This is a genomic window from Pseudomonas sp. R2-60-08W, from assembly GCF_003852335.1.
Taxonomy (GTDB): Bacteria; Pseudomonadota; Gammaproteobacteria; order Pseudomonadales; family Pseudomonadaceae; genus Aquipseudomonas.
In genome coordinates, this window is sequence record NZ_CP027731.1 from 2,381,875 (window position 1) to 2,397,413 (window position 15,539).

The 15,539-nt window shown below is 58.9% G+C and carries 11 protein-coding genes; 3 read left to right on the forward strand and 8 right to left on the reverse strand.

What is annotated here, in order from left to right:
- Positions 1–294 precede the first annotated feature (294 nt).
- The 6 genes from C4J90_RS10990 to C4J90_RS11015 all read right to left on the reverse strand — a co-directional run bounded on the left by C4J90_RS10990 (position 295) and on the right by C4J90_RS11015 (position 7,074).
- Positions 295–1,626: an IS110 family transposase gene (locus C4J90_RS10990; RefSeq protein WP_124414627.1), complete on the reverse strand. Its 1,332-nt coding sequence runs from the start codon at positions 1,624–1,626 to the stop codon at positions 295–297.
- A 261-nt stretch (positions 1,627–1,887) separates the two neighbouring features.
- The gene (locus tag C4J90_RS10995) at positions 1,888–2,862 is read right to left on the reverse strand and encodes a D-glycerate dehydrogenase (RefSeq protein WP_124419754.1); all 975 of its coding nucleotides are present in this window, start codon (positions 2,860–2,862) and stop codon (positions 1,888–1,890) included.
- The gene (locus C4J90_RS11000) at positions 2,862–4,157 is read right to left on the reverse strand and encodes an MFS transporter (protein WP_124362403.1); all 1,296 of its coding nucleotides are present in this window, start codon (positions 4,155–4,157) and stop codon (positions 2,862–2,864) included. Before C4J90_RS11000 ends, C4J90_RS10995 begins: the two co-directional genes overlap by 1 nt.
- A 54-nt stretch (positions 4,158–4,211) precedes the next feature.
- Positions 4,212–5,153, reverse strand: coding sequence for a sugar kinase (locus tag C4J90_RS11005; RefSeq protein WP_124370367.1), 942 nt, complete (start codon positions 5,151–5,153; stop codon positions 4,212–4,214).
- Positions 5,146–5,928, reverse strand: a complete 783-nt coding sequence (locus tag C4J90_RS11010) for a sugar phosphate isomerase/epimerase (protein WP_124419755.1) — start codon at positions 5,926–5,928, stop codon at positions 5,146–5,148. The genes C4J90_RS11005 and C4J90_RS11010 overlap by 8 nt, the downstream gene beginning before the upstream one ends.
- Before the next feature lie 90 nt (positions 5,929–6,018).
- Positions 6,019–7,074, reverse strand: coding sequence for a LacI family DNA-binding transcriptional regulator (locus C4J90_RS11015; protein ID WP_124414414.1), 1,056 nt, complete (start codon positions 7,072–7,074; stop codon positions 6,019–6,021).
- Between the two features lie 262 nt (positions 7,075–7,336).
- On the opposite strand from C4J90_RS11015, the gene C4J90_RS11020 reads away from it, so the two are divergent.
- From C4J90_RS11020 to C4J90_RS11030, 3 genes are all read left to right on the forward strand, one after another.
- Complete coding sequence (locus tag C4J90_RS11020) at positions 7,337–9,325, forward strand: hypothetical protein (RefSeq protein ID WP_124414415.1); 1,989 nt, start codon at positions 7,337–7,339, stop codon at positions 9,323–9,325.
- A 138-nt stretch (positions 9,326–9,463) separates the two neighbouring features.
- On the forward strand, positions 9,464–11,500 hold the full coding sequence (locus C4J90_RS11025) for a hypothetical protein (protein ID WP_256658953.1): 2,037 nt from the start codon (positions 9,464–9,466) through the stop codon (positions 11,498–11,500).
- Between the two features lie 243 nt (positions 11,501–11,743).
- Positions 11,744–13,999 (forward strand): autotransporter outer membrane beta-barrel domain-containing protein, encoded by a 2,256-nt coding sequence (locus C4J90_RS11030; protein WP_124419756.1) that lies wholly within the window; start codon positions 11,744–11,746, stop codon positions 13,997–13,999.
- Between the two features lie 51 nt (positions 14,000–14,050).
- On the opposite strand, the gene C4J90_RS11035 is transcribed toward C4J90_RS11030, so the two are convergent.
- Positions 14,051–14,638, reverse strand: coding sequence for a LysE family translocator (locus C4J90_RS11035; RefSeq protein ID WP_124362410.1), 588 nt, complete (start codon positions 14,636–14,638; stop codon positions 14,051–14,053).
- Between the two features lie 54 nt (positions 14,639–14,692).
- Complete coding sequence (locus C4J90_RS11040; protein ID WP_124419757.1) at positions 14,693–15,532, reverse strand: AraC family transcriptional regulator; 840 nt, start codon at positions 15,530–15,532, stop codon at positions 14,693–14,695.
- Positions 15,533–15,539: the final 7 nt, after the last annotated feature.

Here is a 15,539-nt window from a genome sequence, read left to right on the forward strand (position 1 = left end):
AATGTGGGAGGGGCTTGCCCCCGATAGCAGTCTGTCAGCCAGTCTATTTTTAGCTGACCCACTGCTATCGGGGGCAAGCCCCCTCCCACAGTTTTAATGCATTTCAACCTGAGCGCTTCAGGGTTGCTCGGTCTTGCCTGCCACGGGTTCCCAAGGTCCACACGGTCAAATGTGGGAGGGGGCTTGCCCCCGATGGCAGTGTGTCAGCCAGTCTATTTTTAGCTGACCCATTGCTATCGGGGGCAAGCCCCCTCTTATCAAACAAAAAATAACTCATTGTTTTTGCTCTTAATTTCAAGCCGCTTTAACCAGCTGCATTCCTAACTTACGCGCCTTGCGCTCCAAGGCGCGCATCTGCCGGTCACGGCTTTTTTCTTCAAACTCCTCGATTCCTTTTTCAACGTACGGTTGACCTTTAGTCAGCATCGCGTAAATCAGCCGGGCCAGTTGATGCGCTGTCGCCTTGATTGCGCAGCAAGTATCCATTCGGGTTAGGCGCGCCCGATGGCTTGCTCCGATAAAGCTTTTATCATTGCGTGCGATAGAAGCGGCTTGCTTTAAAGCCTGTGCAGCTCGGTTAATCACTTTTAGAGATTTCCCGGGCAAGGGTTTTCCTCCCGAAATTCGCGTTGGCGGCGCGAGGCCCAGCCAGGAACAGAAGTGCTGTGAGGTCGGAAACCGTGACAAGTCCGATCCCAATTCGCTAGCCAAAACCAACGCCGTATCGATGCCGATAGTAGGAATTGCGGTTAAATCTACCCCCATCACCTTATTCAGCGCTCGATGCAGGGTCAATTGCTGCTCAGTGGAGCGGTGTGGGTTGCGCAGCGTTTTAGCTGGGAGCACGACCTCGTCTTGAAGAACAGGCAACCGTTCAAGTGCAAAGGCGATGGCTTGGTCGCATTCACCAATCTGTTTTTCAAGGAAGTCGTAAGCCGCCAGTTCCTGACTCAGTGCATGCAAATGCTCAGCTCGCCAGTTACCCCGCAAACTTCGGGCGACAGTGGCCTGGTCGGCTTTGACGCGCTTGTCTCTAAGCATGGCAAGTACTTCGGGGTCACGTTCTCCATCAACGATTGCCCGCAAAATACTCATGCCTGTCACCCCGGCAATGTTGCTGATGACTTGAGCCAGTTGGATGTTCATCTGGACCAAAGCCTTTTGCATCCGGTTGAGGGCCTTGGCTTGGTCGCGGACCTTATTGCCACGCTGACGGACCAGTGAGCGCAATGAACACACATCGTCCGAGGGCCGAAAAGCGCCTCGCAGCAGCCCGTGCGTCATGAGCTGAAGGATCCACTGACAATCCAGTACGTCGGACTTGCGACCGGTTATTTGCCGGGTCGCACGGGAATTCACGAGATAGACTTCAAACCCTCGTCTATCGAGTATTTCAAAGAGCGGGATCCAATAAACTCCAGTCGCCTCCATCGCCACCACCTTGACGCCCATGGATTCAAACCAATCGGCCATGGCATGCAAATCATCGGTGAAGGTTGAAAACCGCTTAACCGGATCATCGCATTTGGTCGGATCAACAGCGGCCAAATGCTCACTGCCGCCCACATCAACGGCAGCGCAGTCCGGATGGATAACCTCAAAACGCTTTTGGTTCTTGCGCGTCATGACAATTCCTCGCAGGATTGAACGACGCGGGCGGGGTACACGGTGGCGAGCGGATTCACTCTCTTATACGTGGTCACAGCTTTGCTGTGCCGACAATGACTCCACGCCGATACCGTGCAGGCCACTCTCCCACTCGGGTGCTGTCACACCAGTGTTGGCTACGGCCTTTGCCCCGCACGCGTTCTTCAACCTTACGATGAACCAGTTTGATGCGCGACAGCGCTACGTCGAAGACTTAGTGGGACCTCCCACATGAGTTCACTATTTCCAGGCGGCTGCGTTCACCAGGTTCTGCGGCCGCTCTCCGGCCAACGCCTGCAGCAGATTATCCACCGCACATTTGGCCATCGCCTCGCGTGTCTCATGGGTCGCCGAACCAATGTGCGGCGTCGCCACCACATTGTTCAACCGCAGCAGCGGCGATGCGTGGTCGAGCGGTTCTTTCTCGAACACATCCAACCCGGCCGCGCGAATGGTGCGCTGTTGCAAGGCTTCGACCAGCGCCGCTTCGTCCACCACCTTGCCCCGGGAAATGTTGATAAAGATCGTCTCCGGCCCCATCAACGCGAACTCTTCAGCGCCAATCAGCTTCTCGGTTTCAGCCGTCAGCGGCAAGGTCAGGCAGACAAAATCGGCCTCTTTGAGCAGTTCCGGCAAGCTGCGGTACTGCGCGCCAAAACGCGCCTCTACCGCAGGCTTGGGCGAATGGCTGTGGTAGATCACCGGCATGCCGAAGCCAAAATGCCCACGCTGGGCCAAGGCTTCGCCGATTCGACCCATGCCGATGATGCCCAGAGTCTTGCCGTGTACATCGCTGCCGAAGTGTGCCGGGCCGATGTTCTTGTTCCATTGGCCGGCGCGCACCATGTCGGCCAGTTCCACCACGCGTCGGGCAGTCGCCAGGATCAGCGCAAAGCCGGTGTCGGCGGTGGTTTCGGTGAGCACATCCGGGGTGTTGCTGAGCAAGATGCCGCGCTGGGTGAGGTAGTCGATGTCGTAGTTGTCCACCCCCACGGAAACGCTCGCCACTGCCGCAAGCTTCGGCGCCAGATCAAGCAGCCCGGCATCCAGGCGCAGGCTGGCGCCCAACAGCCCGTCGGCGTTGGGCAGGGCGCTGCGCAGTTGGGCCAGGCCAGCCTCGTCCAGTGAATCGATCAGGGTCACGTCGGCCTGCTCATGCAGGCGGGCCATCAGCGGCGCGGAGAGTTTCTTGTATAAAATCACGGATTTTTTCATCAGGAATTGGCCTTCATTTCGAGGGTAGCCACGGGCTCGCGTACGCGGTCGCTGGCGCCGGGCTTGAGGAAAATCGTCAGCACCACCGACAGCATCAACGCACCGCTCATCAACAGGTACGAAGCGCCCGGCGAACCGGTGCTGCTATTGAGGTAACCCACCAGGTACGAACCGCCGAACGAGCCCAGTGCGCCCATGCTGTTGATCAGCGCCATGGCGCCGCCGGCGACGTTGGCCGGAAGGATTTCCGGAACGATGGCGAAGAACGGACCATAAGGCGCGTACATGCACGCCCCGGCGATCACCAGCAGGGTGTAGGACCACCAGAAGTGTTCAGCCCCGAGCGCGTAGGAGGCATAGAACGCGATGGAGGCAACCAACAGCGGCGGCCAGACGAAGCGTTTGCGCTTTTGCAGCTTGTCCGAACCCCAGGACACCACCAGCATGCCGATCACCGCTGCGAGGTAAGGCAGGGCTGACAGCCAGCCGGCTTCGACCATGTCCATCTTCAGGCCGGCCTTGAGGATCGACGGCAGCCACAACACGAAGCCGTACACGCCAATGCTCCAGCAGAAGAACTGCAGCGCCAGGATGATCACCTTCGGCGAGCGAAAGGCCTCGGCGTAGTTCTTCACCGCCTTGATCCCGACTTGCTCGGCGGCCAGGGCAGTTTCCAGGCTGTGCTTTTCCGTGTCGCTCAGCCACTTGGCGTCCTTGGGACGCTCGTCGGCCAGCTTCCACCAGATAAATGCCCATAACACCGCCGGCAGGCCTTCGATGATAAACATCCAGCGCCAGCTGAAATGCTGCACCAGATAGCCCGAGACCACCGACATCCACAGCATGGTCACCGGGTTGCCGAGGATCAGGAAGGTGTTGGCCCGCGAGCGTTCCGCACGGGTGAACCAGTGGCACAGGTACACCAGCATCGCCGGCATCACCGCAGCCTCGACCACCCCGAGCATGAAGCGGATGACGATCAGCATGTAGGCGTTGGAGACCACACCGGTCAGGGTAGCCAGGCCGCCCCACAGGATCAGGCTGACGAAAATCAGCTTTTTGACGCTGCGCTTCTGCGCATAGATCGCCCCTGGCACCTGGAAGAAAAAGTAGCCGAGGAAAAACAGCGCCCCGAGCAGGGACGACATGCCCGGCGTGATCATCAGGTCTTCGGCCATCCCCGAGGCGGCGGCGAAGCCGTAGTTGGCGCGGTCCAGGTAGGCCAGGCTGTAAGTGATAAACACGATGGGCATGATGTACCACCAACGGCGGGTGGCGAGTTTCACGGTTTCCATAAGGTTGCTCCTGAGCTTGTTGTAGTTGTGGCAACAGGGAGAGTGGGTAATGGGTCAAGCAACGGATCGGCTGGGTAATTCGGCGCGGGTGGGCAGCCCTTCCATGTCGCCGCGGCTCTGCACGGCGCGGCTGCCAATCCAGTTGCCGCGTTGTACCGCCTCGGGAAAGCTGGCGTTTTCCAGCAGGGCGCTGATCATGCCCACGGCAAAACCATCGCCGGCGCCCACGGTGTCGACCACCTTGTCCACGCGCACGGCGGCGACGAAGCCCTGGTCCATCTGGGTGCGGTAATACGCGCCATCGGGCCCGAGTTTGATTGCCACCGCTTCGGCGCCCTGGTCGAGGTAGAACGCGGCAATATCCGCCGGGTCATCGAAGCCGGTGAGCAGCTGGCCTTCGCCCAGGCCGGGCAATACCCAGTCAGCCAGGCCGGCCAGGGCGTTGATTTCGCGGATCATCTGCGCCTGGCTGGCCCACAGGGATGGACGCAGGTTCGGATCGAAGGACACGCTGCGCCCGGCCTTGCGCATCTGTGTCATCAACTCCACGGACAATTCGCGGGTGGCCTCGGACAACGCCGGCACAATCCCGGTGGCATGCAGGTGGCGGGCTTGCAACAGGGTCGGGCTGATGGCCGCAATCGACAGATGGCTGGCCGCCGAACCTTTGCGGAAGTACTCCACCTGAGGATCGGCGCCAGCTTCTTCGCGGGACTTGAGCTGAAAACCGGTGGGGTGCAGCGGGTCGATGGCTACGTGGCTGCAGTCCAGGCCTTCGTTGACCAGGGTATCGACCACGAAGCGCCCGAGGGAGTCGTTACCCACCCGGCTCAACCACGCGACATTGAAACCCAGGCGCGACAGGCCAATCGCGACATTGCTGTCGGCCCCGGCAATGCGTTTGTGAAACTGGCCGACCTGGGCCAGGTCGCCGGTCTGCTCGGCGACGAACATCGCCATGGTCTCGCCAAACGACAGGATATCGATCTCAGACATGGGCATTCTCCACGCGGGGTTGGCCAAGGCGGGCGAGGGTGGCGACCTGTTGCGCGGTGACCTGGATCAGGTCGTCGCCCTGCAGCGGAAATTCCACCGCCCGGGTAATACCTTGGGTCATGTGCGTGAGCAGTTGTTCCCACAGATGCAGGTCGGTCGCGCCAGGCGGCTGGGCTACCAGCTTGCCGTCCGGGCGACGGGCCACGGCCTTGCAGTGCAAGTAGTCCACGTGCCGGCCCAGCAGGCGCGCGGCGGTGAGCGCGGATTGGTCCTGCCATTGCCAGTTGCCGATGTCGAAGGTCATCCTGACCGGCAGGCCCAGGCGCTCGACCTCGGTGAAAAACCGTTGCATCGGCTCGATCCGCCCACCGTGCAGGGTCTGGTCATTTTCTACCAGCAGCTTGACCGCGTGGCGATTGAGCAGGGCGTGCAGGCTTTCGAGGTCGTTGGTGTCGGTGAAGTAACCCAGGGACACTTTCAGCCAGCGCGAGCCGAAGGCCTGGGCGCGGTCCAGGGTCGCGGCCAAGTCTGCATTGGGCTGGGCTCGGCCGGCAACCCAGAGTTCCAGGGGCGAGGAAAATACCGACTCCAGGCCTTGCTCGGCGGCGGCCTGGGCCAGGGTGCCAGGCGGTTCGGTGGTCAGCAGTTCTTCACGCCATTCGATGCGCCGGGCACCGGCGGCGTGCAGCAGCGCGACAAAACTCAATTGGCCCTGCTGGCGGACCAGATCGGCGCCGTAACTGGAAAGGCTGATGGAGACGGGATATTCATGCATTGTTGTTTACCTCTGAAACCGGTTTCATTTTTATGCGCAGAACAAAATGTGGGAGGGGGCTTGCCCCCGATAGCGTTGGGTCAGCTACAGCTAAGCTGACGGATATACCGCAATCGGGGGCAAGCCCCCTCCCACAGGGAGTTGGGTGGAGCCTCGGATGATCAGTTGGGGCAAAAAATCCAGGGTACGCGTGGGGGCTGTATCGCCACGCAAACGCTTGAGCAGGCAGTCGAACGCGCTGGCACCAATCGCCTCGGTCGGCTGGGCGAGCGCTGTGATGCCACTGCCCACCAGCGGATACCAGTCGAGGTCATCCAGGGCAATCAGGCCAATATCGTTGAACAGGTGGCAGCCCAACGCCTTGAGCGCACGGGTGCACGCCAGCGCCGCCACGCCGTTGGCGCAGAACAGCGCTTTGCGCGCAGGTTTGGCCAGGAAGACGCGCAGGTGATTTTCCAGCGCGTCGTTCAACTCGAGTACGGCGCCGTTCATGTCCGGGCGGTTGGCGACTTCAGTTTTGAAACTGTGCAGGCGTTCGAGCCGTGAACTGGTGCCGTCGGTCGCCTCGCTCACCAGCAGCACCTCGCGATAACCCTGCTGCTCAAGGTGTTCCAGCGCCATACGCACCGCCGCCGGGTTGTCCAGCCCCACCAGGTCGCTGTGCAGCGGCTCGACCTTGCGGTCCACCAGCACCAGGGGCATTTCCCGTTGCAGTTCCAGCAGTTGGTCGAGGTGATGGCCGAGGGTGTTCACGATCAACCCTTCGATGTTGTACGAACGCAGCGCCGCCAGATGCTGGCGCTCTTGTTCGTCATCGCGGTCGGTGTTGCATACCACCAGGCTATAGCCATGCTGGCGGCAGGCGGTTTCGACACCGTGCATCACCGCAATGGAATAGGGGTTGCGGATATCAGCCACCAGCATGCCGATCAGGCGCGTGCGCCCACGTTTGAGGCCACGCGCCATCTGGTTGGGGCGGTAGCCAAGTTCATCGATGGCTTGCTCGATGCGCAGGGCGATGGCATCGGAGAGCAGGGCGCGGTCATCGCCGATAAAACGCGACACGCTGGCCTTGGACACACCTGCGCGCTCGGCGACATCAAGCATGGTCACACGGCTGCGCTGGGCGGCGGAAAATGAAGTCACGGTGGCGGGCCTTTCTTATTGGAATAGAAAATTGTGGGTCAGGCTGAAACCGGTTTCAGAAGACACCACACCGTGCGAGTCGTCAAGAAAAAACCTAATGGATCTGCGTTTGTGACCGGCTGGAATCCGACGAATGGATAGCTACACCTGTGAGTTCTGACAGTATCGAACGGGTGTGATTGAGGCTTTAATTTCTACAACCCCAGGCCGGCTTATACGGTGATCGCTGGTTATTCCCGGCTGCAATGTTGAGGAAATATTTATGTCCGATACCGACGAACCGGCTATCACCGACGACAGCTCCAGGCTGTATGACAACGGGCCTCTGGCATTGGCCCCGATGATTATTCCCGGAGTGGACCCGCTGGATCTGGAGGGCCTGATTCCGGCGGCGCTGATGCTTGCACCGCTTGAGGTGCTTATTCCCCAGTGGGGGCCGCCACCAGAACCACTGGATACACCCCATATCCTGACGCTGTATTGGGCACGGGGCGGTGCGGTGGTCTATCGCGACTTCCTGGAGATCAATGCGCCGCCCCCCCCGTTGCCGATCGAGCATCAGATGTTTGTCCCGGTGGTGGTACTGCGCGCTTTATCGGGCCCCGTTGAGCTCTATTACTCAGTCACGGACTCATTTGGCGGCGATACTGTGCTGGACCCCAAACGCACACTCACCGTGGATATGGATGAGCCGCAGTTGTTGGATCCTGCGGATCATCTGGAGTTTGTGGTGCCCCCTTCACCTGTGATGGACGAGGCTTATCTGCTCGCCAACCCTTTGGTGGCGTTTCATGTGCCGGCTTACAGGGGGCGCAGCGATGGCGACGTCCTTCACTTTTACACCTCCAATCTGGCCAACCCACCGGTCGCGCGTGAGGACGGCGTGTACGAGTGGGTATCGAGTGGCGAGCCCCTGATCGCGTATCTGCCCGCCGACGTATTTCGTCGTCTGGTCAATGGTGCCGCTTATATCTTTTTTCGCATTTTCGACAAGGCCGGCAATTTCAGTGATCGCAGTGCGGGCCTTCCGTTTCAACTGGGCCTGATCCCTTTGCCCTCTAATCCGCCGCTTCCCGAAATCTATCCTCCTGAGCTTTACACCGACTTGTTGATCAATCGCGAAGATGCCAGGGCCGGGATTTTTGTGCGGATCGGCAGCTATGACGGCTGGGCACCCGGGGATCAGGTTGTGGTGTATTGGAAAGGCAGGCCCACGTCGCTCCATCCCGTTGACGGCTTCCCCACCGATGTGCCGATTTCATGGCCGGTGTTGCGCGGACCTCTGACGGATACGCTGGCGCCGGAAACGGTGCCGGTACGCTATGAGATTATTCGCGGCACGCTGCCCGCCTTTCCTTCGTTTGCCATTCGCGTGAATGTGAACCTGACCATCGCCGGGCAGGACCACGCCAATGCGCCGGCATTGCTGAATCCGGATTTACCCCTGGCAGAGGTCCGCGGGCTGGTGTCCAACCTCCCGAATGTGGTCAATCATGATGACAACCCTGCCGGCGCACGGGCCCGTGTCTTCCTGTATGAAAAGCCGGAGCAGGGGCAAGTCCTGCGGTTTTTCTGGAACGGTGTCGGGCCGGTCGCGTCCTACACGGTTCAAGCGGGGGATGTCGAAGGGCAGTTGGTGTTTTCCACTGTCATTCCCTGGGCGGTCATGGCGGGTTTTATTCATCCTGCCTTGCCCGTGTACTACACCACCAGTAATGGTGTGAATGAGCAACAGTCTGAAAACACCTTCGTCAATGTCAATACCGGCACGCTGATCTCATTTCCAGCGCCGATACTCAAACATACCCTGGTCGGCGGAGCCGGTTATTTAGCCTGTTGCTCAAAGCCCGAGGTGCTTTATGGCGTGCATTGGCATATAGCCAATGATCAACGCTTTGAACTTGATGATGTCGTGAGGTTTTTCTGGGCTGGATACGCCACGAATAATTGGGAGGGGCCGGTGATTGAAGACTCTCGCTATGCTGAAAGTAAATCCTTTGATAGCGAGTATGACTTGATCAATGGATTGGACTTTACGGTAGCACCCTATGAAGAGAAAGTTGTACCGATGCACGACTTTGGTTCCGCTCAAGTGTTTTATCAAGTCAGGCGACGTGGCCTATTGATCGGCGAGTCCGTGCCCAGAAGAATTCGTATCGATTTAAACTATTCTGCCGGCGGCTATTGTAAGGCGGGTGACATTATTAGTTGTTCAACGACGGGGCAAGCCACCCGCGTCTTGCCTGAATAAGTTAAAGCTACTGCAGTGTTTTATAGGTTGAAGTTTAGGCTGCTGTTATTGAGCGAGTGCTAGGCATTTTCGCAATGTTGTAGGGCGCGGATTCTCTCGCCTCGAAGTTACCCTTACCTGAAGAATCATGGAGATATCATGAAAAGGCAAACGTTGGACGCTATTCGCAATTTCCAAAATGAACGCAAAGCTAACCCGGACTTGTCGGTCTTGCCTGACGCCAGGCTGCAGGGGCAGGTGTCCGGATTTCCCGGGTTGATCACCAAATCCGTCGCTCTGGCCGAAGACATGATGGTAAGCATTCCGCGGCCGGATGATTTCAGTACCAATCCGCTGGAACCTGATGTCTATAAGCTGTGGGTCCAGCCCAACGACCAGGCGGACTGGGCAAACCCTATCATCGTCCCGGAAGCGAATGTTCCGGCAACCGGGCTGGAAGTAAATGTTGTACGCGGGCGGCGCCCTGTCGGTATCAATAAGCTGAAATATAGTATAGAAGTTTTCAGTGTCGGCAACAGTACCGAGTCCAACCCGCAATTGCTCATCATCGATCTTGAGCCGGCCTATGCAAGTTGGGTGGGTACCATCCCCAAGCCTATTCCCCCGGCTGATTTACCCGAAAGCGTAGATGCCGAATACTTCTTGCGCCAGCCCAATCAGACGGCAATCTTCACATTCCCCGATTATGTGGGGCAAGGTAAAGCCCCAGGGGACAGGGCGCTGCTTTACTTTGCAAATTCGGATGATCCGTATTTGCCGGTAGTCGGTAACCCGGATCCGTTTTGGACGATCCCTGCAGACCTCAGTTTGCCTTTACCGCTGTCGGTGGTTCAAAACCATCCGGATGCCTTGCATAGTTTGCGCTATGTGATTGTGGATGCGGCGGGCAATGAGTCGAGGTTGTCTGGCGCGTTTAACCTGGATGTGAGCCTGTTTCCCAAACCCGGCAATTTTCGGGAGCCTACCATCGACTTGGCGGTTCCCGGCGATGGTTTGATCAACCGTGCTGATGCGGCGGCACTCAACGGCGCGATAGTGCGTATTCCCCAATACGATAATGTGCTGCGCGCGGACGATGAACTGATTATTACCCTCACCACCAGCCTGGGCACGCAAACCTTGCCCGGCTTTCCGGTTGGAAGCGCAATTTTTCCGATTCCCGTGCATGTCAATTACGCGACGCTGGTCGCGCTCTACGGGGCCACGCCAGGGTTGCTGGCATTGACGGTTTCTTATGCGGTCAGGCGCCGCTCGGTCCCTTACCCGGCGGGCTTGACAGCGACGACGGACCTGGACCTGTTTGTCGTAGGCCCAACCCCGGAGGGTCCCGATCCGATCAACACCAAGCTCAATCGGGTGCGTGTGATAGGTGTGCGGCTGGACGGCACTGAAGGGCCGGATGACGACCAATTGACTCCGGCGCATGCGTCCAGAGATGCCATCGCGCGAATCAGACTGTGGGATGAACCACCGACACCTGACGCCAGAGACTTTACGATCAAGCTTTTTTATAACGGAAATATGGTTGATTCCCGCTTGATAACCGGTGGGGTCGCTAACGACGATGTCGATATGGTTATTCCGTGGGTCGCCATCTTCGACGGTAAAAACGGTACCAACAAATTGGCGTATTACACGATTGAGTCGACAGGCACTACCAATTCGCAGCAGTCGCCTCTCACACCTGTCAATGTGACTGCGATCGTTATCTCGCTGGACGCACCGCGGGTGAGAAACCTCAACGCAGCCGGCTTCATCAATTGCGAAAGTTTCAGGCCTGTCGGGCCGCCCCCTGGCGACTTGGTGGTGTTTATTCCACCCAGCAATGAGTTTCGAATCAATATGGTGGTGACGCTGCATTCGCAGGGCTATAGCGATGACCTCGGAACAACGCCCGTTGGCGCTGCTGTTGGCCTGGCTACCAGGACCATCCTGACGGAAACTGATATAAACCTCGGGTTCGAAATGAATCTGGGACCTTACGCGACCATCTTCAAAACCATTCAACCAAACGCTGCTGCGCGCCTTATGGGTTCGATGAAACTCTGGTACAGCATCCCATTCTCTGGCGGTCCCTTGGACTCCGATGAGGCGCTCCATCGTGCCCGTGGTCACAGAGCTGGGGCACCAGGCACTGCGGGAACTTTCTGTGATGGAACTGCCGTACCCGCATAGCTAGTTGGGTGTAACGGTCCAGACCTAAGAGCGGCAGACCCGGCTCTTAGGTTTTTTTTTGACAAAGAAACTATGTGTTGACTCCGGGCCCAAACCCGCATTCATACGGCAGCTTAAGACTAATCCTACATAAAATGGTAAGCGCTCTGGATACCTTGGCACCGCTCGATCGGCTGGCTCCCGCGCACTTTGGAACCGGCCAGATTTTTTCCGTGAAGGAATGCCAACCCAGAGGTCCATTCAATGTCAACTGTATTCAATTTCAAGCCATCGCCTTTAAGCCTGGCGTTGAAAGTCAACGCTGTCACCTTGTTGATGCTTGTAGCACATGCCGCCGATGCCCGTGTCATCACCAAGCCTGACGATTTCGTCGTGCCTGGACCTACCCCGGACTCGTTTGAGTTAAGACCAGGCTCGGGCTTTACCGTCAAGGGTGCCGTCACCAAGAACATTACCAGTCAGTCCGCAACCTTGACACTTGAGCCGGGCAGTTCTACCCAGGACATTACTGCCTATGGGTCCACTGTTCGTATCGACGGTTCCGATGTCATTGCGCGTAGCACCGCGAATGCCGCCGTGCAGTCCAGCGACAGCAATGTGTTGGTCACCAACAGCAATATCCTCAACAAAAACGGCAGCGGGCTGGTCGCCGGCCGGCAAGACGGGTCCAAGGTGGGCTCTAAAATCAGAGTGGTTAACTCCACCATCACCGGCACGCAGCGCGGCGCCAGTGCCAGCGCCTACAGCGTACTTGACCTGGTCGATACCAAGGTTGAAGCCACCGGTGCGACCGGTGTGGGGATTGCCCTGTTCAGCGGTCAGGCCTATGCCACCAACAGCCAGATTGTCGGCGGGCAGAACGGTGTGCAAATGGGTATAGACGGCACCTCCGGCGTACTGGGCAACAGCCTGGTGCTGGACGGATCGAGCGTTGAAGGCAAAAGCGGCGCGGCCATTCTCACCCGGCAAGGCAGCAACGCCGACATCCAGGTGCGCAATGGTTCCAATCTGATCGGCGGCAATGGCAATCTCCTCGAAGTCACCGGTGGCTCCACGGCCAACCTGAACGTGGACAGCAGCTCGTTGTTCGGCGACGTGGTGGTCGAAGACGGCAGCCAGGCAAAAGTGCAACTCAATAACGGTGCCTTTCTGACCGGCCAGTTGAAGAACGTCGCCCAATTGAGCGTGAACGAAGCGTCCAGGTGGGTGCTGGTCGGCAACAGCAATGTTGACGCCTTGAAAATGGGCGGTGGCTCAGTGGAATTCGGCGCGCCGAACGAGTTTTACCAACTGGATGTGAAGAGCCTGGACGGTAACGGCACCTTCATCATGCACACCGACTTTTCCACCAACCAGACCGACTTCCTCAACGTGCAGGGCAAGGCCGAAGGTAACCACAGCCTGCTGTTGGCGGCCACCGGGTCCGAACTGGCCAAGGGCGAGCCGATCAAGGTGGTGCACACCGAAGGCGGTGATGCGCAGTTCGCCCTGGCGGGCGGCACCGTTGATATTGGCGCCTATGATTACGGCTTGAAGAAAGAAGGTACCGACTGGCTGCTCGACCCCTCCCGTCGCGGCACCAGTACTACCGCCCACTCGGTGCTGGCCTTGTTCAACAGCGCGCCGACCGTGCTGTATGGCGAGATGAGCATCCTGCGTACGCGCATGGGCGAATTGCGCTTCAGCGAAGGCGCGGGCAACGGTATGTGGATGCGCAGCTACGGCAACAAATTCGATGTGGCGGCCAACAAGAACGGTGCGGGCTACACGCAAAACCAGAAGGGCTTCACCATCGGTGCCGACGCGCCGTTGTCCGGAGGGGACGGCCAGTGGATCGCCGGTATGATGGCCGGTCACAGCGTCTCCGATCTAAGCCTGAACCGTGGCAGCAGCGGCGAGGTCAAGAGCTACTACGTGGGCGGTTATGCCACCTGGATGGACGCTGAAAGCGGTCTGTACTTCGACGGTGTGGCCAAGCTCAACCGGTTGCACACTGAAAATGATGTGACTATGAGCGATGGCAAGAAAGCCAAAGGCAACTACGCGCAAAACGCCGTGGGCGCCTCGGCTGAGTTCGGTCGCCATATCAAGCTGGACGACGGCTTTTTCGTCGAGCCTTATGGGCAGTTGTCGGCCACCATCACCCAGGCGCAAAGCTACGACCTGACCAATGGGTTGCACGCCAAGGGTGATCGTTCCAGTTCGGTGGTCGGTAAGCTGGGTGTGACTGCGGGCAAGAACATCCAACTGGAGAGCGGCGGTATCCTGCAGCCTTACTTGCGTACTGCGGTCGCCCACGAGTTTGACCAGAGCAACAAGGTGTTCATCAACGACCAGAGCTTCAACAACGACCTGTCCGGCTCGCGTATCGAGCTGGCGGCCGGTGTAGCCATGGCCGTATCGGAGAACGTCAAGCTGCATGCCGACTTCGAAACCAGCCAAGGCAAGAAGATCGACCAGCCTTGGGGCGTCAACTTCGGCGTGCGGTACGACTTCTGAAGTTGTCGTTCGATTGAACAGGGGGAAGCTATGGCTTCCCCTTTTTTACATTCAGATCACTACACTCAGCCAGGTTGAACCCAGCAGAAGCAGGGCCATACAGCGGTTGAAGCGTTGCATGGCACTTGGCGAACGCAGGAACTGGCTTGAGCCCGCACCCAGCACGGCCCAGGTTGCCAGGCATGGCAAAGAAATCAGGAAAAAAACCATCGACAGGGTCATTACCTGGCTCTGGCGCTCTGCACCATTACCCGCAAATACACTGACCACTGCCAGCGCCATCATCCAGGTCTTGGGGTTGATCAATTGCAGGCTGGCGGCACCGCTGAAACCCAGTCGCTTTTGCGCTGACTGTACGTCCAAGGCCTCCACTGGCGCGCTGAAAATCTGCCAGGCGAGATAGCTCAGCCAGGCCACGCCGGCCCACTGCATCGCACTTTGTACCTTGGGCAAATGCACCAGTGACTGGCCCACACCGGAGCCCACCAATAGCACGATGCCTGCTGCACCCAGGCAGGCGCCGAGGATGATCGGCAGTGCGGCCTTAAAGCCATACCGTGCGCTGTTACTCAGCACCAGGATATTGGTAGGACCCGGGGTGATGGAGGCGACAAAGGCAAACAGGATAAACGGCAACATGGCGGGCGACTCCCAACAATCGATTGATGGAGTCGATCTTCACAGGCCTGAACGCTACCTGTCTGGAACATTTGAGCAACGCCTGCGGTACGCGGCGGGCGTGAGACCGTAGGCGCGCACAAACCAGCGGCCCAGGTGGCTCTGGTCGGCAAAACCCAGGGCAATCGCCACATCCGCCGGTTGCTCGCCCTTGCCCAGTAAATGCCGAGCGTGAGCCAGGCGCAGTTGCACCAGGTAGGCGTGAGGCGGCAGGCCGAATGCGCTCTTGAAGGCGCGACTGAGGCGGAAGCGGTCGACACCACAGGCCAGAGCCAGTTCGTCCATGCCGATGTCTGCGTGCAGATGGGCATGCAGGTATTCCCTGGCCTTGTGCGCCACCTGCGGCAATCGCGGGTCCTCGCGGTAGCGGATGCGCCAGTAGAGGTGGCCGGTGAGGCGCTCCAGCAATTGGTCCATGGCGCGTTGCCGCACAATGCGCAGCTCGCCGCTGTGCAAGGTTTGAAAGGCCTGGCTGGTGGCCAGGGCCAGGCGCGGATCGCCGGTCAAGGTGCTGGCGAAACTCAACTGGCTGTCCAGCGGCGCCTCTTCGAACACGGCGCTCACTTCACGCGCCAACCAGTGCGGGTCGAGGTACAGCATGTGATAGGTAAAGCCGTCCGGGGTGGGCGCGTCGCCGTCGTGCAATTCACCGGGTTCCACCAGGAACACTTGGCCCGGCACGCTGTTGTGGCGCGTGCGGCGGCAGTTGAATTGCTGTACGCCTTGCTCGGTGACGCCGATCAGGTAGCTGTCGTGCCAGTGGGGATCGTAGGCGTGGCCCTCGAAATGCGCGCGCAGGGTCTCGATGCCGGTGTCGGCGTCCTGGGACAGGTCGATCCAATTGTGCGCGGCCATAAAAACA